This window comes from Curtobacterium sp. RM9 (assembly GCF_054956955.1).
In genome coordinates this window covers 2766470-2786034 of sequence record NZ_CM143271.1, presented here as the reverse complement: position 1 = coordinate 2786034, position 19565 = coordinate 2766470, and the positions used below count along the sequence as shown (strand labels likewise).

18 protein-coding genes are annotated in these 19565 nt (G+C 73.1%); 2 read left to right on the top strand and 16 right to left on the bottom strand.

Features of this window, described 5'->3' with window-relative positions:
- Window positions 1-361 precede the first annotated feature (361 nt).
- The 9 genes from ACY3FI_RS13190 to ACY3FI_RS13150 form a co-directional block, all read right to left on the bottom strand.
- Entirely contained in the window at window positions 362-1675 is a 1314-nt protein-coding gene (locus ACY3FI_RS13190; protein WP_462548016.1) for a glycosyltransferase, read from the bottom strand.
- A 106-nt stretch (window positions 1676-1781) separates the two neighbouring features.
- Complete coding sequence (locus ACY3FI_RS13185; protein ID WP_462548015.1) at window positions 1782-2051, bottom strand: hypothetical protein; 270 nt, start codon at window positions 2049-2051, stop codon at window positions 1782-1784.
- Between the two features lie 23 nt (window positions 2052-2074).
- Window positions 2075-3658 (bottom strand): sensor histidine kinase, encoded by a 1584-nt coding sequence (locus ACY3FI_RS13180; RefSeq protein WP_462548014.1) that lies wholly within the window; start codon window positions 3656-3658, stop codon window positions 2075-2077.
- On the bottom strand, window positions 3655-4377 hold the full coding sequence (locus ACY3FI_RS13175) for a response regulator transcription factor (RefSeq protein ID WP_462548013.1): 723 nt from the start codon (window positions 4375-4377) through the stop codon (window positions 3655-3657). The genes ACY3FI_RS13180 and ACY3FI_RS13175 overlap by 4 nt, the downstream gene beginning before the upstream one ends.
- A gap of 38 nt (window positions 4378-4415) precedes the next feature.
- The gene (locus tag ACY3FI_RS13170) at window positions 4416-6647 is read right to left on the bottom strand and encodes an ArnT family glycosyltransferase (RefSeq protein WP_462548012.1); all 2232 of its coding nucleotides are present in this window, start codon (window positions 6645-6647) and stop codon (window positions 4416-4418) included.
- 99 nt (window positions 6648-6746) lie between these two features.
- Window positions 6747-7562 (bottom strand): fructosamine kinase family protein, encoded by an 816-nt coding sequence (locus ACY3FI_RS13165; protein ID WP_462548011.1) that lies wholly within the window; start codon window positions 7560-7562, stop codon window positions 6747-6749.
- Between the two features lie 34 nt (window positions 7563-7596).
- A complete protein-coding gene (locus ACY3FI_RS13160) occupies window positions 7597-8316 on the bottom strand; it encodes a response regulator transcription factor (protein WP_462548010.1) in 720 nt (239 codons plus the stop codon).
- Window positions 8304-9521: a sensor histidine kinase gene (locus ACY3FI_RS13155; protein ID WP_462548009.1), complete on the bottom strand. Its 1218-nt coding sequence runs from the start codon at window positions 9519-9521 to the stop codon at window positions 8304-8306. The genes ACY3FI_RS13160 and ACY3FI_RS13155 overlap by 13 nt, the downstream gene beginning before the upstream one ends.
- Window positions 9522-9578: 57 nt before the next feature.
- Complete coding sequence (locus tag ACY3FI_RS13150) at window positions 9579-10427, bottom strand: LysR family transcriptional regulator (protein ID WP_462548008.1); 849 nt, start codon at window positions 10425-10427, stop codon at window positions 9579-9581.
- Between the two features lie 70 nt (window positions 10428-10497).
- Between ACY3FI_RS13150 and ACY3FI_RS13145 the strand changes: the two genes are divergently transcribed.
- Window positions 10498-11454, top strand: a complete 957-nt coding sequence (locus ACY3FI_RS13145) for a DMT family transporter (protein WP_462548007.1) — start codon at window positions 10498-10500, stop codon at window positions 11452-11454.
- On the opposite strand, the gene ACY3FI_RS13140 is transcribed toward ACY3FI_RS13145, so the two are convergent.
- The 4 genes from ACY3FI_RS13140 to ACY3FI_RS13125 all read right to left on the bottom strand — a co-directional run bounded on the left by ACY3FI_RS13140 (window position 11366) and on the right by ACY3FI_RS13125 (window position 15213).
- Window positions 11366-12730, bottom strand: coding sequence for an MFS transporter (locus ACY3FI_RS13140; RefSeq protein ID WP_462548006.1), 1365 nt, complete (start codon window positions 12728-12730; stop codon window positions 11366-11368). The two genes, ACY3FI_RS13145 and ACY3FI_RS13140, sit on opposite strands and share 89 nt — an antisense overlap.
- Window positions 12731-12839: 109 nt before the next feature.
- Window positions 12840-13703, bottom strand: a complete 864-nt coding sequence (locus ACY3FI_RS13135; protein ID WP_462548005.1) for an SMP-30/gluconolactonase/LRE family protein — start codon at window positions 13701-13703, stop codon at window positions 12840-12842.
- A 220-nt stretch (window positions 13704-13923) separates the two neighbouring features.
- Window positions 13924-14388 carry a hypothetical protein gene (locus ACY3FI_RS13130; protein WP_462548004.1) on the bottom strand — a complete coding sequence of 155 codons (465 nt, stop codon included), beginning with the start codon at window positions 14386-14388 and terminating at the stop codon, window positions 13924-13926.
- A 216-nt stretch (window positions 14389-14604) separates the two neighbouring features.
- Window positions 14605-15213, bottom strand: coding sequence for a hypothetical protein (locus ACY3FI_RS13125; protein ID WP_462548003.1), 609 nt, complete (start codon window positions 15211-15213; stop codon window positions 14605-14607).
- A gap of 150 nt (window positions 15214-15363) precedes the next feature.
- Here ACY3FI_RS13125 and ACY3FI_RS13120 point away from each other — a divergent pair, with 150 nt between their 5' ends.
- Window positions 15364-16230, top strand: a complete 867-nt coding sequence (locus ACY3FI_RS13120; RefSeq protein ID WP_462548002.1) for a UbiA family prenyltransferase — start codon at window positions 15364-15366, stop codon at window positions 16228-16230.
- A 77-nt stretch (window positions 16231-16307) separates the two neighbouring features.
- Here the strand turns inward: ACY3FI_RS13120 and ACY3FI_RS13115 are convergent, their stop codons facing one another.
- The 3 genes from ACY3FI_RS13115 to ACY3FI_RS13105 form a co-directional block, all read right to left on the bottom strand.
- Window positions 16308-17468, bottom strand: coding sequence for an FAD-dependent oxidoreductase (locus tag ACY3FI_RS13115; protein ID WP_462548001.1), 1161 nt, complete (start codon window positions 17466-17468; stop codon window positions 16308-16310).
- A gap of 151 nt (window positions 17469-17619) precedes the next feature.
- Window positions 17620-18885: an acyltransferase family protein gene (locus tag ACY3FI_RS13110; RefSeq protein ID WP_462548000.1), complete on the bottom strand. Its 1266-nt coding sequence runs from the start codon at window positions 18883-18885 to the stop codon at window positions 17620-17622.
- 95 nt (window positions 18886-18980) lie between these two features.
- The gene (locus tag ACY3FI_RS13105) at window positions 18981-19553 is read right to left on the bottom strand and encodes a TetR family transcriptional regulator (protein WP_462547999.1); all 573 of its coding nucleotides are present in this window, start codon (window positions 19551-19553) and stop codon (window positions 18981-18983) included.
- Window positions 19554-19565 lie beyond the last annotated feature (12 nt).

The window sequence follows — 19565 nt, the reverse complement described above, 5'->3', positions numbered from 1 at the left end:
GGGCGTGTGCCGGCTGCGGACGGCCAGGCTGCATCGGTGGAGCGCTCGCCGCGGGCGGACCGCTGATCGCGGTCGCGGCCCTGAGGGGTGGTGCGGGGGTGAGCCGATGCTACGGCTTGGTATACCGCCGGTGCAACAGACCGGCCGGACGGGAGGCGCGGGGCGCGTCCTCCGGTCGGCCCGCGTCCGCCCGATGGTCACGTCGTGCCGGGCTTCCCGCGTCCGCCCCGGGTGCTCACGCTCGCGGTTCCGCAGAACGCTACGTGGGCGGCTGCTCGCAGCGGTACTCCGCTGCGAGCAACCGCCGACGTCGCGTTCCTGCACCGGCCGACCGGCCCCGGTCAGCGGTCGGCGCGGGCGGTCAGCGCGCGTGGTCGTCGACGGCCGGACGCTCGACGTCGGCAGCTTCGGCGTCGGCCGCGTCGGCCGTGTCGATCGCCTCGGTCACGTCGGCCACCGGGGCGGGGGCGTCGCCGGGTCGGACCAGGACCGGACGCCGTCGGGAGCGGAACACCCACGCCTTGAACAGGACGAAGCGCACCCCGGTCGCGACGAGGTTCGCCGCCGTCAGCACGAGCACCTCCGTGCCGTGCGACGCGCTCGGTGCGCTCGTGTGCAGCACCACGAGCGACCCGGCCGTGATCGCCCACGCCACCCCGAAGACGACGAGCCCCTGCACGTGGTGCCGCCCCGCGCCGGCCCGACCGCGCACGCCGAACGTGAACCGACGGTTCAGCGCGGTGTTGCCGATCGCGGTGACGAGCAGCGCGAGGAAGTCGGCCGTCTGCGCCCCGAGTGCAGGTCGGGACAGGGCGTACAGCGCGGCGAACGCGATCGTGGACAGCACGCCGATCGCGCCGAAGCGGAGCACCTGCCCGACGATGCCGACGTGCGGCGGGGTGAACGGACGCCGCCCGATCGCCTCGTACACCGGCGCGATCGGTACCCGACCGGTCGCCAGGCCGCGCGACACCCGCCACATGCCCTTCAGGTCCTCGGTCGCCGTCGAGGCGATGTGCACCGACGAGTCGACGTCGTCCACCCAGTCGACCGGCACCTCGTGGATGCGCAGTCCGGCGTGCTCGGCGAGGACGAGGAGCTCGGTGTCGAAGAACCAGGCGTCGTCCTCGCACAGGGGGAGCAGGTGGTCGGCGGCCTCGCGGGTGATCGCCTTGAACCCGCACTGCGCGTCCGAGAACGACACCCCCATCGTGGTCCGGAGCAGCAGGTTGTACGAGCGGGAGATGAACTCGCGCTTCCCGCCGCGCACCACTCGCGAGGACCCGGCCAGCCGCGTGCCGATCGCCATGTCCGAGTGTCCGGACAGCAGCGGCGCGACGAGCGGTTCGAGCGCGGCGAGGTCCGTCGACAGGTCCTCGTCCACGTAGACGAGCACCCGCGCGGGGGAGTCGTGCCAGACCGCCTTGAGCGCCCGGCCCCGGCCCTTCTTCGGCAGGTGCACCGCGTGCACGTCGGGGAGCATCGCCGCCAGGTCGTCCGCGATGCGCGCGGTGTCGTCGGTCGAGGCGTTGTCCGCGATCGTGATCCGCCACGAGTTCCGGAGGGAGGTCCGACAGAACTGGTGGAGTCGTCGGACGTGCGCGGCGAGGGTGTCCTGCTCGTCGTGGCAAGGGACGACGATGTCGATGTCGAGGGTGCGGTCCGCTGGCGTCATGCCGTTCAGACTCGGCAGCGCCCCGATGCGGATCGCAGCAGCACCCTGTGGCACCGGTAAGAACGCGACGGGCGGGGGCGCGCGGGGCCGCGCGGGGTCGCGCGGGTCAGTCGGGCAGGACGATCTGCACGAGCGCGACCACCAGGAGCACCGCGATCGGCACGCCCGCGATCCACGCCCCGGCCCGGATCTGCGTCCGGCGGATGGTCGCGGGAGCGTGCGAGGTCTGGGCGTACCGCGTCGCCGCGACGAGCTCCGGTGCAGCGGCCGGCGGTTCGGGCTCGGGCTGCGGGCGGTCGTCCTCGAAGGCCGGCACCTCGACCACGAGGTCCTCGCTGCGTGGTCGCTCCGGCAGGTGTGCGAAGTCGTTCGGCATCGTGACCCCCTCGTCTCGTGGCCTCAGGGTAGCGCCGGACCGGCGGGCAGGTCGAGGGTGAACGCCGTCCGACCGGGGCCGGACACCGCCCGGACCGTGCCGCCGTGCGCCTCCGCCACGGCCCGGACGATCGCCAGCCCGAGCCCGGTCGACCCGGCGTCGGACCCGGAGGCGCCGGGATCCGCGCCGATGCCCGCCCCGACCGCCGCCCGCGTCCGTGACGACGAGCCGCGGGTGAACCGGTCGAACAGCGTCGGCAGGAGCTCCTCGGGTACGGGCGGTCCGTCGTTCGCGACGACCAGCCGGACGACGCCCGCCTCCGCGTCGACCCGCTGCAGGGACACCACCACGGCCGTGCCGGGCGGCGTGTGCGCCCGGGCGTTGGCGAGCAGGTTCGTGACGGCACGGCGGAGCTGCCCGGCGTCACCGGGCACCACGACGGGCTCGTCCGGCACCTCGAGCGTCCATCGGTGTCCGGGGGCGGTGGCCCGGGCGTCCACCGTGGCCTCGACGAGGGTCGCGGTGAGGTCGACCGCCTCGCGCACGGGTGCCAGGGCGGTCGGCGCCGCGGCGAGGGCGGCAGCGTCGAGCCTGGCGAGCAGCAGGAGCTCCTCGACGAGGTCGCCCATCCGCACCGCCTCCCGGCCGATCCGTGCGGCGTTCCGCTGCAGGGCGTCGACGTCGTCGGAGCCCGCCGAGAGCTCGGCGTAGGCCCGCACCGTCGCGATCGGCGTGCGCAGCTCGTGCGAGGCGTCGGCGACGAAGGCGCGCATGCCGTGCTCGGCGTCGCGACGGACGGTGAGCGCCCGGGCGACGTGCCCGAGCAGCCGGTTCAGTGCGGTCCCGACCTGCCCGACCTCGCGGGTGGCGGCGAGGTCGGCGGGCCCGACGCGGACCGGGATGTCCGGGTCCCCGCGTTCGAGGTCGAGCGCGGTGACGTCCGACGCCACGGCGGCGACCCGTTCGAGCGGCCGCAACGCCCGCCGGACCGTGAGGGCGAGGGCCCACGCCGCGAGCAGCAGGCCGAGCAGCGTCACCCCGCCGATGAGGACGACGAGCCGCACGATCGACGCCCGCAGGTCGCCGAGCGGCAGCGCCGTCACGAACACGTCGCCGTCGCGCGTGACCGCCTGCGCCCGGTAGGACCCGAGGGTGCCGAGCGAGACCGTCGCCGGGTCGGCGTCCGGGGTCACGTCGGCGAGCACGGCCCGTTGCGCCCGGCTCAGCCGGTGCTGCTCACCCGCGCTGTCGGTGTACCCGGCGAGCACGGCGTCGCCGTCGCGCAGGATCGCGACGACGGTGTCCGCGGACTGTCCCGGTGCGCCGATGAAGCGGTTCTCCGGGTCCTGCGGCGTCCCGGACGACCCGGGAGGCGGTCCGGTGGGGGTCCCGCTCGGCGGTCCGCCCCCGGGTGTCCGGCCCGCCGCGGTCGCGAGTTCCGCGTCGAGCCGTCCGACCAGGTACCCCCGGTACGCGACGACGGTCACCGCGCCGATCATCACGTTCGTCGCGACGAGCAGCAGGGCGACCGCGACGACGACCCGCCACCGGAGCGAGGGGACGCGGTGCGGTCGGGAGGCGCGGATCACCGCACCGGGACGGCTCACGTCGCCGGCCGGAGCACGTAGCCGGCTCCGCGCACCGTCTGCAGCATCGGCTCGCGCCCGGCATCGAGCTTCTTCCGCAGGTAGGACACGTACATGTCGACGAGGTTCGACGCGGCACCGAAGTCCATGCCCCACACGTTCGCGAGGAGCTGGTCGCGGGAGAGCACGCGGTTCTGGTTGCGGGCGAGGTGCCGGAGGAGTTCGTACTCCGTCGGGGTGAGGTCGAGCGGGTCGCCGCCGCGGACGACCGTGCGGGCGTCCTCGTCGACGACGAGGTCCCCGACGACGAGTCCGACCGGCCTCCCGCCCGCCGTCACACGCTCCGTCGTCCGGGCGAGGATCCGGGCCCGGACGAGGAGCTCCCGGATGCCGAACGGCTTCGTCAGGTAGTCGTCGCCGCCACCGGTGAGCCCGGCGAGCCGGTCCTCCGGGGCGTCCCGGGCGGTGAGGAACAGCACCCGGACGTCGTCGCGGGCGTCGCGGAGCCGGTCGAGCACCTCGAAGCCGTCGATGTCCGGGAGCATCACGTCGAGCACGACCACGTCGGGCTGGAAGTCCCGCGCCGCGAACAGCACGTCGCGCCCGCGGTGCACGGCCCGCACGGCCCAGCCGTCGTCCTCGAACGCGAGGGCGACGGCCTCGGCGAGCGCGTGCTCGTCGTCGACGACGAGGACACGGGCGGGCGTGCCGTCGGCGCGCTGCAGCGGTCGGTCCGACATGCCCCGGAGCCTAGCTGCCGCCGTGTCCTCGTCGTCGGTCACTTCGACGCGCTCAGGTCGTAGACGGTCTGGCCGCCGACGGTCGTCGCCTCGTAGTTCGCCGCGACCCACTCCTGGATGGCACTCGCGGTGGAGGACCCGCCGCGCATGCCGCCGCCGGAGCCCGAGGAGAGGTAGTACCCGATGTCGCCGGCAGCGACCCAGGCCTTGAACTCGGCGAGCGTCGGTGCCGGGTCGCTCGACCAGCCGCCGATCGCCATCACGGCGGTGTCGGTGTCGAGTTCGAGCTGTGCGGCGGACTGCGAGCCGTTCACCGCGGCGGACCACTTCGCGTCCGAGGCGGCGAGCAACTTCGTCAGCGCGGACGAGGTGGTCGCGCCGCCCATGCCGCCCATGCCGCGCTCGGAGGTCGAGTCGGTGCCGCTCCCGGTCGAGCCGGTCCCGCCCTCGGAGGTCGTGCCGTCGGGCATCGCAGGCATCTCACCGGTCGTGCCCTCCGGTGCGGAGCCGCTCGGCGGCTGGCCGCCGCTGCCCGGACCCTGCTGCCCGTCCTCGGTACCGCCGTGCTGGGTGCCGTCCGTGCCCCCGAACCCGCCGTCCTGAGCCCCGCCGTCCTCGGAACCGTCGGCCGATCCGCCGGGGCCTGCCGCGCCTCCCGGCTGTCCGCCGCCACCGGGGAAGCCGCCCGCCCCGCCGGAGCCGCTGCCCGCCGGACCGACGCTCGGGATCGAGCCGGAGTGCGCGACGGTCGTGGTGGCGAGGGCGTAGGCCGTCGTGCCGGTGAGCCCGAACAGGGTGCCGACGAGGACGCCGACCGTGACCGCCTTCCTGAGGGTGGGCACGTTGCCGACCACGATCGCCGCGGCGGACAGCAGCCCGCCGGCCAGCATCACCCAGCGCAGCCACGGCAGCCAGGTCGGGTCCTCGTTCAGCAGGCACCAGCCCCAGAACGCCGTCACCGCGATCATCGCGGCGAGGCCGAGGCGACCGGTGACACGCTCGCGGGTGTGCCAGAGCAGGGCACCGCCCGTGCCGACCAGGCCGGCGATCGCCGGGGCGAGCGCCACCGTGTAGTACGGGTGGATCGTGCCGGACATGTACGAGAAGACGAGACCGGTCACGAGCAGCCAGCCGCCCCACAGCACCAGGCCGGCGCGGGCGGGGTCGGCGAGGTGCCGACGGCCGACGACCACCAGGCCGAGGACGAGGGCGACGAGCGCCGCGGGCAGGAGCCAGGAGATCTCGAGGCCCATCTCGGACGAGAACAGGCGGTCCAGCCCGGTCGAGCCGCCGAACGACGAGCCCGCGGTGCCGCCGCCCATGCCCCCGCCGCCACCGCCGCCGTTGCCCGATCCGCCGAAGATCCGGCCGAGGCCGTTGTAGCCGAACACCAGGTCGAGGACCGTGTTGTCGGTCGAGCCGCCGATGTACGGGCGGGACTCCGCGGGCCAGAGCGCCACGGCGACGACCCACCAGCCGGCGGCGACGACGAGCGAGACCGCGGCGATGCCGAGGCCGATCGCGCGCTTCCCCCACGTTGTGCGGGCGGCGAACAGGTACACGAGGCCGAACGCCGGCAGGACGAGCAGGCCCTGCAGCATCTTCGTCAGGAACGCGAAGCCGAGGGCGACGCCGGCGAGGGCGATCCACCGCCAGCTGCCCTTCGGGAGCGCCCGGACGGTGCAGTACGCGCCCGCGGTCATGAGCAGGACGAGCAGTGCGTCCGGGTTGTCGAACCGGAACATCAGCGCGGCGGCCGGGGTGGCCGCGACGACGAACCCGGCCAGCAGTGCACCGACGTTCGCGGTCGTGGTGCCGAGGCGCGCGAGGGTACGACGCACGGTGCCCCACACGAGCGCGACCGAGGCCACCGCCATCAGCGCCTGGGGGAGCAGCAGGCTGAACGACGAGAAGCCGAGCAGTCGCGCCGAGAGCACCATCACCCAGAGCGACGCCGGGGGCTTGTCGACCGTGATGAAGTTCGACGAGTCGAGCGAGCCGAAGAAGAACGCCTCCCACGACTTCGTGCCGGCCTGCACGGCGGCCGCGTAGAAGGTGTTCGCGTACCCGGAGACGCTGAGGTCCCACAGGTAGACGACGGCGGTCAGCGTGAGCAGCGCCCAGAAGGCCGGCCGCAGCCAGCGGGCGTCGTCGCGCTCGCCGAGGAACAGGCGTGCGAGGGGCGCGCGCCGCCGATCCCGCGCGGCGGTGCTCCCGCCGGGGTGTGCGCGGCCGGGGTGCTCGGTCACAGGGGTCGGGTACGTGGTCATGTCGACGACGATGGTCCGCGTGCGTCGGGCCTTCCGATGCGTCGCCTTGGCGCTCCCTAAGAGCGCGAGCGGCGGTCAGGAGTACCGGCAGAGCGCCGGTCAGGCGTACCGGCGGGCAGCGCGGAGGGCGGCCCCCGTGTACGAGCCGCCGAACAGGTACACGTGCAGGAGCAGCGGCGCCAGCTGGTGCAGCTCGACACGCTCCTCCCAGCCGTCGGCGAGCGGGGACTCGGCGTCGTACGCGGCGAGCACGGTCTCGAGCCGCGGCAGCCCGAACAGCCCGAGGAGCGCCAGGTCGGTCTCCGCGTGCCCACCGTGCGCCGTCGCGTCGATGAGCACCGCCCCGGTCCCCGCCGAGGCGGCGTCGGTCGGCCAGAGCACGTTCCCCGCCCAGAGGTCCCCGTGCAGTCGCGCCGGTCCGTCGCCCACGAGCCGGGGCTGCGGCGAGCCGAGCGTGCCGTCCTCCAGGCGCTCGGCCACGCGGTCGAACACGGCAGCCTCGTCGGCGTCGAACCCACCCCGGTCGGTGATCCGCTGCACGAAGTCCCGGATGCGGTACTCGGCGAAGAACGCACCCCACGTCGGTGGGGCGTCGGCCGCGGCGGTGAAGGGCGTCCGCGACCGACCCATCCGGAGGCCGGCGCTCGTCGGGAAGCCGGGGGAGGGCGCGCCCCAGTGCGGTGCGCCGGCTGCATGCGTGTGCGCCAGCGACCGGCCGAAGCGCTCGGCCTGCTCCCGGGACGGCGATCCGTCGGTGATGCGCTCGAGGTGCAGGACGGTCGGCTCGGGGTGGCCGAGCACGCGGGCGACACGGGTGCCGCCGGTGTCCTCGGCCTCGGCGAGCCACTCCAGCCCGGCTGCCTCGGCGGTCGCCTCGTCCGGGTCGGTGAAGGTCTTCACGTGCGTCGCGGCCATGCGTCCATCCTGCCGAGGGCGGGTCGGACGTGGTTCAGCGGGTCGCCGCGTGCACGACGAGGGCGACCTGGACGCGGTTCTCGACCCCGAACTTCTCGTAGACGTGCCCGACGTGGGTCTTCACGGTCGCGAGGCTGACGAACAGCTCGGCGGCGATCTGCGCGTTCGAGGCGCCGCTCGCGACGGCGAGGGCGACCTCGCGCTCCCGGTCGGTGAGCGAGCCGAGCAGTCGGCGCTCGGCGGAGTCGTGCCGAGCGGCACCCGCGGTCGTCCCGGAGCCCGAGACGGCACCGGAGCCCGAGCCCACGGTGGAGCCGGAGCCGGCGGCGAACGCGATCACCCGGTCGAGCACGCTCGGCGACAGGATCGACCGTCCCTCGGCCACGGCGCGGACGGCGTCGACGAGCTCTCGCGGTGGAGTGTCCTTGAGCAGGAAGCCCCGCGCCCCGCGCTGCAGGGCGCCGAGCACGAGGTCGTCGTCCTGGAAGGTGGTCAGCACGAGCAGCGCGAGGTCCGGGCGGCGCCGGAGTTCGCGTTCGGTGGCGACGAGCCCGTCGCAGCGCGGCATCCGGATGTCCATGAGCACCACGTCGGGCACGGTGTCGGCGATGACGGCCTCGGCGGCGAGCCCGTCGCCGGCCTCACCCACGACCTCGATGTCGTCGTCGCCGCTGAGCAGGAGCCGGAGTCCGGCGCGGACGAGGTGGTCGTCGTCGACGAGGACGACGCGCACCGGGGTGGTCACGCGGTCCACGGCAGCACCGCCTCCACCACGAAGCGGTCCCGCTCGGTGCCGTCGGGCCCGGCGTGGAAGGTGCCACCGACCAGGCGGGCGCGCTCGGCGAGCCCACGGAGACCGTGTCCACCGGGGTCCCGCTCGCCCAGTGCCGCAGTCGTCGTGACGGCTGCCCCGTCGACCGGGTTCACCACCCGGACGTGCAGCGCGGGGCCGGCGACGACCACGAGGCGGAGGTCCACCGGGCGTCCGGGCGCGTGACGCCGGGCGTTCGTCAGTGCCTCCTGCACGACGCGGTAGGCGTGGCGACCGACGGCGTCCGGCACGGTCGCGATGCGGTCGTCCACGACCGGGTCGATCGCCGACCCGGACACGCGGGCCTCGTCGAGCAGTGCGGGCAGGTCGCGCAGCGTCGGCTGGGGCGGGGCCGTGCCTGTGGTGGTGTCGGTGGGGTCGCGCAGGACACCGAGCACGTCACGGAGCTCGGTGAGCGCGGCGTGCGCCTCGGCGCGGACCACCCCGGCCGCCTCGACGGTCTCGTCGGGGGAGAGCGAGCGGCCGCGGTACTCGAGCGCGCCGGCGTGCAGTGCGACGAGGGAGAGCCGGTGCCCGAGGACGTCGTGCATCTCGCGGGCGAGGTGTGCGCGCTCCTGCTCACGGGCACGGTCCTCGCGGAGCTGCTGGTCGCGTTCGAGCAGGGCCGCGCGCTCGCGGAGGCCGTCGAGCAGGGCCCGCCGCTGCCCGATGCCGACGCCGATCGCGACGAGCAGGGCGGTGCCGACGACGGCGGCGACCGCGACCTGCCACAGCGGCGTCGTGTCGTCCACGGAGTACGTGCCCTCGCTCACCAGCGACGACAGCACGAACGCGGCGCTGCCGATCGTGACCTCGACCGGCCGACGTCGGGTGGACAGGGACACGAGCGCCAGGGCGGCCGCTCCGGCTCCGAGCGTCGAGACGGTGCTGCCGGCGATCACGAGCACGGCGACGAGCAGCGGTGCCCGGTGCCGGAAGGGGACGAGCACGAGCGCGAGGACGCCGACGACGACGTCGACGAGCAGGTGGGCGCCGAGGCGGGCGTCGCTCATCGAGCCCGTGTCGGTCGTCGACCAGACCGTCGCGATCAGGAACAGCCCCACGAGCGCGACGACCACGATCCGCCACGTCTCCGACCACATGCGGCGCGCCACGGGGACGGGTGGGCGGAGCGTGGACGTCGTCATGCGTCGAGCGTAGGAGCGGACGTGTGCCGAGCGGATCGGCCGAAGGTCGGAGAAGCGTCAGACCGCGTCGACGAGGGCCTGGGCCAGGGGGTGCCACGGCCGCGACGCCGGGCCGCTCAACACCAGCGTCCGCGGCAGCCGGGTCGCCATCGGCACCATGACGAGCTCGGGCGGCAGCATCCCGCGGCCGAGCGTCGGCACGATCGACACCCCCTCACCGCGCTGGATCATGCCGAACATGGTGCTCATCTCCCGCACCCGGTGCGCGTAGCGGTAGGGCTGTCCGGCCAGCTCGTGCAGGCGCTCGATCTGGTGTTCGCAGCCGCCGCCGCCCGCGACGAGGCCGTCCTCGTGCAGGTCGTCGAGCGTCAGCGCGGGCAGGTCGGCGAGCGGGTGGTCACGGCGCACGACCGCGGCCATCTCGTCCTCCGCGACGACGACAGCGCCGGTCGGGACGGGGGACGGGTCGACGAGCACGGCGGCATCGACGGTGCCGCCCTCCAGCCACTCCGCCATCTCGTCGTCGTCGCCCTCGTAGACCTGGACGTCGACGTCCGGCAGGGTGACGGCCCACACCTCGCGGAGGCGGGGGAGCAGGCCCTGGCACACCGTGGGGACGGCGGCGAGGCGCACGGTGCCGCGGTCCGTGGCGGGCCTCACCACGGCCTCCAGTGCGTCGACGGAGGCGAGCACGCTGCGGGCGTGGGCCAGCATGCGGTCCCCGAGCGGCGTGGGCCCGACGGCCGCGCCGCGGGTGAGGACGGGGCCGCCGAGTTCGCGCTCCAGCCCGGCGACGGCGTGTGAGACGGCGGACTGGCCGATGCCGAGCGACGTGGCCGCGCCGGTGAAGGACCCGGAGTCGATGGCCGCGGCGAACGCGCGCAGCTGCGGGATCGAGACGGCCATGCGTCCTCCTCATGTCGCCATGAACCCCATGCGTTCGACACATGTCCGGGTGTGGTCGATGCTAGCCCTCGTGAACGTCGTCCTCTACCTCCTCGTCGCCCTCACCTGGGGTTCGAGCTTCTTCTTCGCGAAGATCGGGCTCGACGGCCTCGCACCGCAGCAGGTCGCCACGGTCCGGACCGTCCTCGGGGCGCTGACGCTCGTCGTCGTGCTGCTCGCCACCCGACGGCGCTGGCCGCGGGACCGGCGGGTCTGGGGCCACCTGTTCGTCGTCGCCGTGTTCCTCAACGCCGTGCCGTCGTCGCTCATGGCATGGGCCGAGCAGACCGTGCCGTCCGGCCTGGCGAGCATCTACAACGCGACGACCCCGATCATGACGCTGCTCGCCCTCGCGGTCCTCGTGCCGTCCGAACGCCTCAGCCGTCGACAGCTCGGCGGGATCGTGCTCGGGGTCGTCGGCGTGCTCGTGCTGGTCGGACCGTGGGACCTCGTCGGCGACCCGGCCGTCCTCGCGACCGTCCCCGGGCAGCTCGCGCTCCTCGGCATGACCGCCTCGTACGGCATCGGACTCGCGTGGCTCCGGCGGTTCGGCGTCGGCAGTGGTCAGGACCCGACGACGGTCGCGACCGTGCAGCTCACCCTGGCGGCTCTGCTCATGCTGCTGGTCGCCCCGGTGGTCGCGACGGGTCCGGTGCGCCTGGACTGGAGGATCGTGGCCGCGATGGTCGCGCTCGGTGCGGTGGGCACGGGGCTGGCCTACGCCTGGAACACGCGGCTCGTCGGCGCCTGGGGCGCCGGCCGCGCCTCCACCGTCACCTACCTGACACCCGTCGTCGGGGTCGCGCTCGGCGTCCTGGTGCTCGGGGAGCCGCTGCGGTGGAACGAGCCGGTCGGTGGGCTGGTCGTGCTGCTCGGGATCGCGCTCGCGTCCGGCATGCTCAGTGCGCGGCGGGCACCTTCGCCTGCTCCCGCAACGGCTGCGTGCTCGTGTCGTGCAGACCCTTCCCCGTCGTCTCCGGCGCCATGACCTGCGACAGGACGGCGCCGACGACGCAGATCGCCGCGGCGACGAGCATGCACGGTCCGATCCCGATGGTGTCGATGCCGACCGGCAGCAGGAACGTCCCCGCCGCCGCACCGACCCGGCTGCACGCCGCCGCGAGACCGACGCCGGTCGAGCGGACCTCGGTCGGCAGCACCTCGATCGGGTAGACCGCGGTCAGGTTGCCCTGCGCGGCGTTCATGAACGAGAAGACCGCGAAGCACAGCACGACGACGACGCCCGGCGCCGATCCCCAGAACCCGACGACGGCCAGGGCGACGGCCATGATCCAGAACGGCGGGATGAGCTGCCGACGGCGGCCGACCCGCTCGATGGTGAGCATGCCCACGAGGGCGCCGATCGCCGCCATCGCGTTGACGATGATCGTGCCGGTCGCCTCGTCGTGCAGCTGCAGCGACTTCAGGACCGTCGGCGCGAAGGTGAAGATCGCGAAGTACGGCGCCACGTTGCACGCCCAGAAGAGCGAGATGAAGGCCAGGCGTTGGCGGTTCTCCTTCGAGAACAGGACGCGGTAGCCGCCGCTGCGCTGCTCCTCGGCCGCGTACTGCTCCTCGCGGAAGTAGGCGTCGCCGCCGAGGTGCTCGGCGACGATCGCCCGCGCCTCCTCCGTGCGGCCGCGGGAGAGCAGCCATCGAGGCGACTCCGGGAAGCCGATGCGCGCGATGGCGGTGACGATCGCGGGGACCCCGCTCACCACCAGGACCCACCGCCAGCTGATCCCCGCCCAGTCGATCATCGCGTACGCCGTGACGACCGCCACGAGGTACCCGCCGTACCAGCAGACCAGGAGCCCGGACAGCCGTCGGCCGCGGTCCTTCGAGGGGGCGAACTCGGCGAGCATCGCGGCACCGATCGCGTACTCCGCACCGATCGCGATGCCGAGGAGCACCCGCACGACGAAGAGCTGCCACCCGTCCGCCACGAAGGCCTGCGCGAAGCCGAGCACGATGAAGGCCAGCACGTCGATCGTGAAGACGCGCTTCCGGCCGAAGCGGTCGGTCAGCCAGCCGGCGAGCGGGGCGCCGACGAAGATGCCGATGAGCGAGCTGGCACCGATCAGGCCCGCGAGGACCGGGTCGAGTCCGAGCGCGATCGTGAGTGAGGGCAGCACGACGCTGATCAGGCCGAGGTCGAACCCGTCGAGGCCCTCGCCCCACGCGCACGCGAAGGTCATCCGGCGCAGGAAGGCCCGTCGACCCGGCGGGGTGCTCGTACCGCTGGTGGTGCCGCTCGTCGTCATGGTCGCTCCGTCCGCGACGACGGGGCGTCGGCGCCCGTCGGACCGTAGGCCCGCGTGTCGGAGCCGCGGCCCAGGATGTCCCGGGACGGCGGTCGGACCCGCTCCGGTGTCAGACCCCTGGGACGGTGACCCGGACCGCGCTGAGGCGCCCTCGCCGCGTCGTCGCCGTGGTGCCCGGGTCGTAGCTGTCGGCGGTCGCGAGGTAGAGCGTCCGGCCGTCCGGCCCGCCGAGCGCGCAGTCGATCGCGCAGAGCCCGGGGGCGTCGACGCGGTCGGTGACCTCGCCGCCCTCGACCACCCGGAGGAACGCACCGGTGTCGACCGAGCAGACCCAGATCGCGCCCTCGGCGTCCACGGTGCTGCCGTCCGGTGTGACGCCCTCCGGCAGCTCCGCCCATGTCCGACGACCGGTGAGCGAGCCGTCGGGCTCGATGTCGAAGGCGGTCAGCTTCCCGCCCCAGGTCTCGCTCACGACCAGGGTCCGGGTGCCGGGCAGGACGTTCGCGCTGTTCGGGAAGACGAGTCCGTCGGCCGCGAGCCGGGCGCTGCCGTCCGTCTCGACGACGTAGAGCGGGCCGGGGCGCAGCTCCTCGCCGCCGTACAGGTCGTAACCGAACGCCCCGACGTAGGTGCGCCCGGTGTCGGGGTCGACGACGAGGTCGTTGAGGAGCGAGGGCTCGGTCGCGGCCAGGTCGGCGAAGACCTCGGTCGTGCCGTCGGGGCGCACCGCCACGAGCGTGCGGGACTCCATCGCGCTGATCACGAGGCGGCCGTCCGGCAGCCAGCCGAGCCCGGAGGACTGCCCGTCGACCGTCGCCTCGAGTCGAGGGCCGTCAGTGGCGGACGGGTCGATCGAGAAGACCTCGCCGGTGTGCATGTCGGAGTACCAGAGCCGGCCGTCGTGCCAGCGGTTGCCCTCGGGGAAGCGGATGCCGGTGACGACGTCGGTCGCGGAGTCGATGGATTGTCGCAATTCAGCCCTTCTGTCGCAATTCAGACAAACTTGCGCGGGATATTGATTGACTCCGCCTGAGATCATTCGTCAGGCGGGAGTTGGCTCAGTAGATCTTGACGAGTCTCGTCGCGAAATTGCCTGTGCTGCACCATTCGGCGAAGCCGAGACAGTCATCCAAGTACGAGTCCGCCATCTCGACTCAGCTGACGACTTTAATGGCGATTCGCGCTGCGGGATATCACACCAGAGCCGACTCGCGGAGCGACCACTCGCGGAGATCGCGTTCTAGTTCGGCTGAAATCGGGAATCTAGTCGTGGTTGGCAGTGTGAAGCCGGTCAGCTCGAGGCCTTTGTTTCGCTGAGCCTTCGAGTTGACGGTCTGGAGGTTGCCGGGCATCCAGGAGATGTTCAAGATCGCTGCAACTGGCGCATGTTTCGGCAGCGAGTGGGTCCGATTGCTTTGCGCACCCTTCGCCTTCGCGTCCATCGCCACAGCGTCGCTCCTCGTCGCATGCTCGGCAAGTAGATTGGCCTGATCCGCTGCGCCGACAGTACGAACAAGACTCTCTAGGGCGGCGTGCGCTTCTCGGCCCGCTACGAGTGACTCGCTGGCTGACCTGCGGGCGCGGGCGAAGTTCAAACCACTGAGCGCAGCCAGCGCGGCCGACCCGACCACAAGGAGTGTTGGGATGACGTCGTTCATGAGCGGTGCCTCACAGTCGAGCGATCAGATCGCGGATAGTGCGTTGTTGAGCTTTGAGAGTTGACCCGACGGAGTCGGCTAGTTGCCTCGTTGTCTCTGCATTCGTGCGGTTTGTCTCGTTCAAGCTCTTAGTGTTGCGTGACGCTAACCAATTGAAGAAACCGGCAAGGAGGGTGAGGCCGGCCGTCACGAGCGCGGCGATCGACGCGCCATCCATTAGTCGATCCCGGCCCAGGGTGCGATGCGCAGCTTGGGAAGTTGCTCCCGAAGTCCGGATATTTGCTCCTGAAGCTCCTGAAGCTCGTTGATGAGGACCGGTAGGGTTGCTGCCGACATTTGGAAAACGATCGAGTCGGACCCGGCGATCGGTTCGTCGAACGCGAACCGGGCGATCACAACGGGTGCCAACTGCGCCTCGTCGTTGGGCTTCACGAGTCGCAGATCGACGGCGTACTTCGTAGTCGTCAGGATCGGGTTTATGGAATCGCGGAGGCGTCTCCCTTGAGCGCGCTCGCGCTCCTCCGGTTCTTCGTCAAGGAGCGCGCGAATCTTCTGCGGATCAATACCCGTGAGGTGCGGCGCAAGGTCGCTGACGATGTCGTCGAGTTCTTCGCGGCGCGCTACGTCAGCCAATGTCGCTAAGGCGCGCGCAGCCTCGATGAACTTCTGTCCCTCGACAGCGTCGGGATTGACATCCTCTGGCACCCGCTCCACTGAGAGCCTGGCTCTGAGAGTCGCCGGGTCCGTTCTACGAAGCTCCTCCGCAAGCGAGGAGAGAGCGCGCCGGAAGGCAGGCAGTTCAAGGAATTGATCGAGGACTGTCACAGAAGCTCCATGTTCATCAAGCCTGACCCCCCATGCTACTAGGGGTTCGCACAAGCTGGCTGGGCGCTTTGACTTGTGTGAGAGGCACTTCCGCGGGTGTGACGCCGCAGTCGGCCCCCTCGCGCAGGTGCCGCTCCGTACGCTGACCAGGTGACCGACACCCGCAGGCCCGCCACCCTCCGCCTGCTCTTCGCCTCGTCGCACCCCGGTCCCACGATCACGGTCACGGTGCTCGCGGCCGTCATCGCCGCCGCCGTCGGGCACCCGTGGTGGCTGGTGGTGCTGGTGGCGCTCGCCGTGGTCGCGGGGCAGCTGTCGATCGGGCTCGCGAACGACTGGATCGACGCCGACCGCGACCGTGCGGTGGGCCGGAGCGACAAACCCGTCGCACGCGGACTCATCGCGGTCGCGACGGTCCGGACTGCGGCGTTCGCCACGGCCGGCGTCGCGGTCGTCCTCTCGGTGCTGCTCGGGCCGGTGGCCGCGGTCGCGCACGTGGTGCTGGTCGCGGCGGGGTGGGTCTACGACGCCGGGCTCAAGCGCTCGGTCTGGTCGGTCGCCCCGTTCGTGGTGGCGTTCGGGCTGCTGCCGGTGGTGGCCGTCGCGTCGGGCGGGGGAGCACTGCCGGCGTGGTGGGCGGTCGCGACCGGTGCGGTGTTCGGCGTCGCGATCCACTGCACGAACGTGCTGCCCGACCTCGTCGACGACGCGGCGACCGGCGTCCGGGGCTTCCCGCACCGGCTCGGACTGCGCGGCGCGGGCACGACGGCGTTCGGGGCGCTCGTCGTCGCGGCGTTCCTGGTGCTCGGCGGGCAGGTGCTCGGCGACGACCCGGTGCGCGGCGCCGGGGTGGTGCTCGCGGTCGTCGGGACCGTCGTGGTGGTGGTGCTCGCCGTGGTCGGGGTGCGACTGGTGTTCGCCGGGCGGGCCTCGCGGACGCTGTTCCGGCTGGTCATCGCGTCGTCGCTCGTGCTCGTCGTCGAGCTCGGGCTCGCGGGGGCCCGCCTGGTCGCCTGACGCGCCCGCGCCCGCGCCCGCGCCCGCGCACACACGGGCGAGCGACTGCGCGACCGAGCCCGCACGCCCGCGAGCCGTCAGGACCAGCGCATCGCGTAGAGCCGTGCCAGCCCGTGCGCCGTCGGCAGGGACAGGAGCGTCCGGAGCAGCGCCTCCCGTCCGACCATCCCCACCCCGCCGGTGCGGCGGCCCAGCGCCATGTTCGCCTCCGCCTGCCGAGCGGCCCGTCGTGCCGCCGCCTGCCGCCGCCGTGCGTAGGCCGGCCACGGCCCTGCCGCGCCGGAGGTCACGGCCGCAGCGAGGAGCGGCACGAGCTCGGCGACGTCGAGCCACCCGAGGTTCATGCCCTGTCCGCCGATCGGACTGATCTCGTGCGCCGCGTCGCCGACGAGGACGACCCGGCCGACACCGACCCGGTCCGCGCTGCGCCGCCGGACGCGGAAGCCGCTCGTCATCGAGCAGGTCGCCGGGTCCGGAGCGGCACCGGTCCGCTCGGCGACGAGGGCGGCGAGACGCGCGGGCAGGTCGTCGGCAGCGCCGTCAGCGCCGGCCTCGTCGGGCACGAGCGCGACGTAGCGACGGCGGCCGTGGGGGAGCGGGAACGACTCGACGACCCCGCCCCGCCCGACGTCCACGAGCGCCGTCGACCGGGCGTCCGGGTGTTCGGGGTCGGCGAAGTCGCCCATGACGTAGCGGTCGGCGTACTCGCGTCCGGTCGTGCCGATGCCGAGCAGGTCCCGCACGACGCTCCGGCTGCCGTCCGCGCCGACGACGAACGACGCCTCGACCGAGACGGTGGTGCCGTCCGTCCCGGTGCCGTGCGCGACGACGGACGCCGCTCCGCGGGTCAGCCCGGCGAGGGTGGTCCCGGTCCGGAGTGCCCCGTCGGGCAGCCGCTCGCGCAGCAGGGTCTCCGTGCGGTGCTGGTCGAGCGTCGCGACGTACGGGTGTGTCCGCGAGGCGCGGTCGAACGACAGTGCGCCGAGCACACGCCCGCCACTCCGGGCGACGCCGGTCCGGACGAGCGTCGCCTCGGCCAGCACCGCGGTGTCCAGGCCGATCGCGGCGAAGGCGTCGAGCGACGGCGGGTGGATGCCGATGGCGCGTGAGCCGGTGGGCGGGTCGGTGCGCCGCTCCCACACCCGGACGTCGACGCCGCGAGCGGCGAGGAGGGCGGCCGCGAAGAGGCCGACCGGGCCGCCGCCGACGACCAGGACATCGACACGTTCCGGATGCACGGTCCGAGCCTACGGACGCCGGTCCGCAGGCCGCCCAGCCGGGTGGGCGGCCTGCGGACCGGCACCGGGACGGACGGGAGGCGCGGTGCACGTCCGGCACCGCGCCTCCCGTCCGTCAGGTGGTCACGCCCACCGTGCACGGGTCGCCGCCTCAGGCGGTCGCGTCCGCCGTCTCGCGTGCGGAACGGTCTGCGGCTCGTATCGAGCGGGCCTCCCGCCACCGTACCCGTGCCCGTTCCACCGGCACCTCGACGGCGTAGGCGGCGCCGACGGCCACCAGGAGAGCGACGCCGACCAGCCAGACCTTGCCCCACGCCCCGACGGCGAAGGTGCCGAGCAGGGCGATCACGAGCGGGTGCCAGAGGTACGCCGAGTACGAGGCGCGACGGCCGAACCACGACACCGGCGTCCAGGCGAGCGCAGCGGACAGCGGGGAGCGGACGGACACGAGCCCGCCGATGAGCAGCGCCGAGACGAGCCCGGTGACCGGCAGCAGGACGCCGAAGGTCCACGCGTGCTGGCCCCAGTCGCTGTCGATGGACAGCATCACGGCGACGAGCAGGACGAGACCGACCCAGGTCGCCACGTGGCCGAGGACGCCGGCGACGCGCTCGCGCACCCGCTCGTCGTCGAGGAGCAGCGCGAGCAGGCACCCCGTGGCGAGCGGCACGAGGCCGAGGACGGGGGAGAAGTACACGTCCGGCGTCGCTCCCGCGTTCGGCGTGCGGTAGCTCGCCCACGAGACCGTCGCGGCACCGACGACGACCACGCCGAGGCCGGCGAGCAACCAGCGGCGACGGGCCCGGATCGCGACGAGCAGCACGAGGACCGGCGGCCAGACGAGGTAGAACTGCTCCTCCATCGACAGGCTCCAGGTGTGCGCGAAGACACCCTGCGTGGTGTCCCAGAACGACCGGAAGAGGTTCCCGGTGTAGGTCAGCGCGATGAAGGCCGCCTCGCCGGGGGAGAACGAGGCGCCCTTGTAGTCGCCGACCCAGTTCCAGAGCGCGAGGCCGACGACCACGAGCGCGAGGAGCGCGGGGTAGAGGCGCAGCAGGCGCTTGGTCCAGAACGCGCCGAGGCGTACCCGGCCGGTCTTCCGGCGCTCACCGAGCAACAGCGTGGTGATGAGGAAGCCGGAGAGCACGAAGAACACCGTGACGCCGATGAAGCCGCCCTCGAACTGCGGCACGTGCAGGTGGTAGAGGATGACGGCGAGGATCGCCACGGTCCGGAGACCGTCGAGCGCCGGGGCCCGGTGCGTCAGCGGCGGCGGTGGGGTCTGGCGGCCGGCGGGCACGGCGCGCTGCTCGGCGGGCCGGGCGCGCTGCTCGTCGTTCCGGGCGCGCTGCTCGTCGGGCCGGGCCGGGGCGGGGGAGGACTTGGTCCGCGCCGGGGTGGTCGTGGTGATGGCCACGGACGCCTCCTGCGAGATCGGGTCGGTGCCACGATCCGCGCGCGAGCGGTCGTGACCGGATCGTTACAGGATGCTCCCCTCGGGTAAGAGGACGCTCAACGACCGGGGTGCACCATCCTCGTCAGGGCATCGAGCCGCTCGTCCGCGATCTCGGTTAAGGACCGGTCCTCGTCGTCCGCGATCCACTGCGCGAACGACAGGTGGAACACCGTCCCCGCCGTCTGCGCGGCGATCGTCGCCCCGGGTTCGGCCACACCGCGGGCGCGCAGGACGTCGCCGAGCCGGGTCGCGAGGGTCGCCAGCTTCGCGAGTTCCCGTTCGCCGAGGGCCGGGTTCGCGTCGATGACCCGCTGCCGGTCCCGCGACCAGGCGCGACGTTCCTCGGGGAAGAACCCGGCGGCGGCGTCGAGCGCGAGCCGGACGAGGTCGAACGGCGGGGTGTCGGCGGGTGCGGCCTCGATCGGGCCGGTGAACATGCCGAGGAAGTCGTCCTGCCCGGCGAAGAGCACCTCGCGCTTGTCCGCGAAGTGCCGGAAGAAGGTGCGCTCGGTGACCGCTGCCGCGGCGGCGATCTCCGCGACGGTCGTGGCGTCGAACCCCCGGTCGGCGAAGAGCTGCAGTGCCGTCGCCTGCAGGCGCTCGCGCGTTCCCGGTTGCCAACGGACCATCCCCGCAGTCTA

Coding starts and splice junctions, on each gene's coding strand:
- ACY3FI_RS13190 (WP_462548016.1), bottom strand. CDS start 1,675: ATGACGCCAGCGGACCGCACCCTCGACATCGACATCGTCGTCCCTTGC.
- ACY3FI_RS13185 (WP_462548015.1), bottom strand. CDS start 2,051: ATGCCGAACGACTTCGCACACCTGCCGGAGCGACCACGCAGCGAGGAC.
- ACY3FI_RS13175 (WP_462548013.1), bottom strand. CDS start 4,377: ATGTCGGACCGACCGCTGCAGCGCGCCGACGGCACGCCCGCCCGTGTC.
- ACY3FI_RS13170 (WP_462548012.1), bottom strand. CDS start 6,647: ATGACCACGTACCCGACCCCTGTGACCGAGCACCCCGGCCGCGCACAC.
- ACY3FI_RS13165 (WP_462548011.1), bottom strand. CDS start 7,562: ATGGCCGCGACGCACGTGAAGACCTTCACCGACCCGGACGAGGCGACC.
- ACY3FI_RS13155 (WP_462548009.1), bottom strand. CDS start 9,521: ATGACGACGTCCACGCTCCGCCCACCCGTCCCCGTGGCGCGCCGCATG.
- ACY3FI_RS13150 (WP_462548008.1), bottom strand. CDS start 10,427: ATGGCCGTCTCGATCCCGCAGCTGCGCGCGTTCGCCGCGGCCATCGAC.
- ACY3FI_RS13140 (WP_462548006.1), bottom strand. CDS start 12,730: ATGACGACGAGCGGCACCACCAGCGGTACGAGCACCCCGCCGGGTCGA.
- ACY3FI_RS13130 (WP_462548004.1), bottom strand. CDS start 14,388: ATGAACGACGTCATCCCAACACTCCTTGTGGTCGGGTCGGCCGCGCTG.
- ACY3FI_RS13105 (WP_462547999.1), bottom strand. CDS start 19,553: ATGGTCCGTTGGCAACCGGGAACGCGCGAGCGCCTGCAGGCGACGGCA.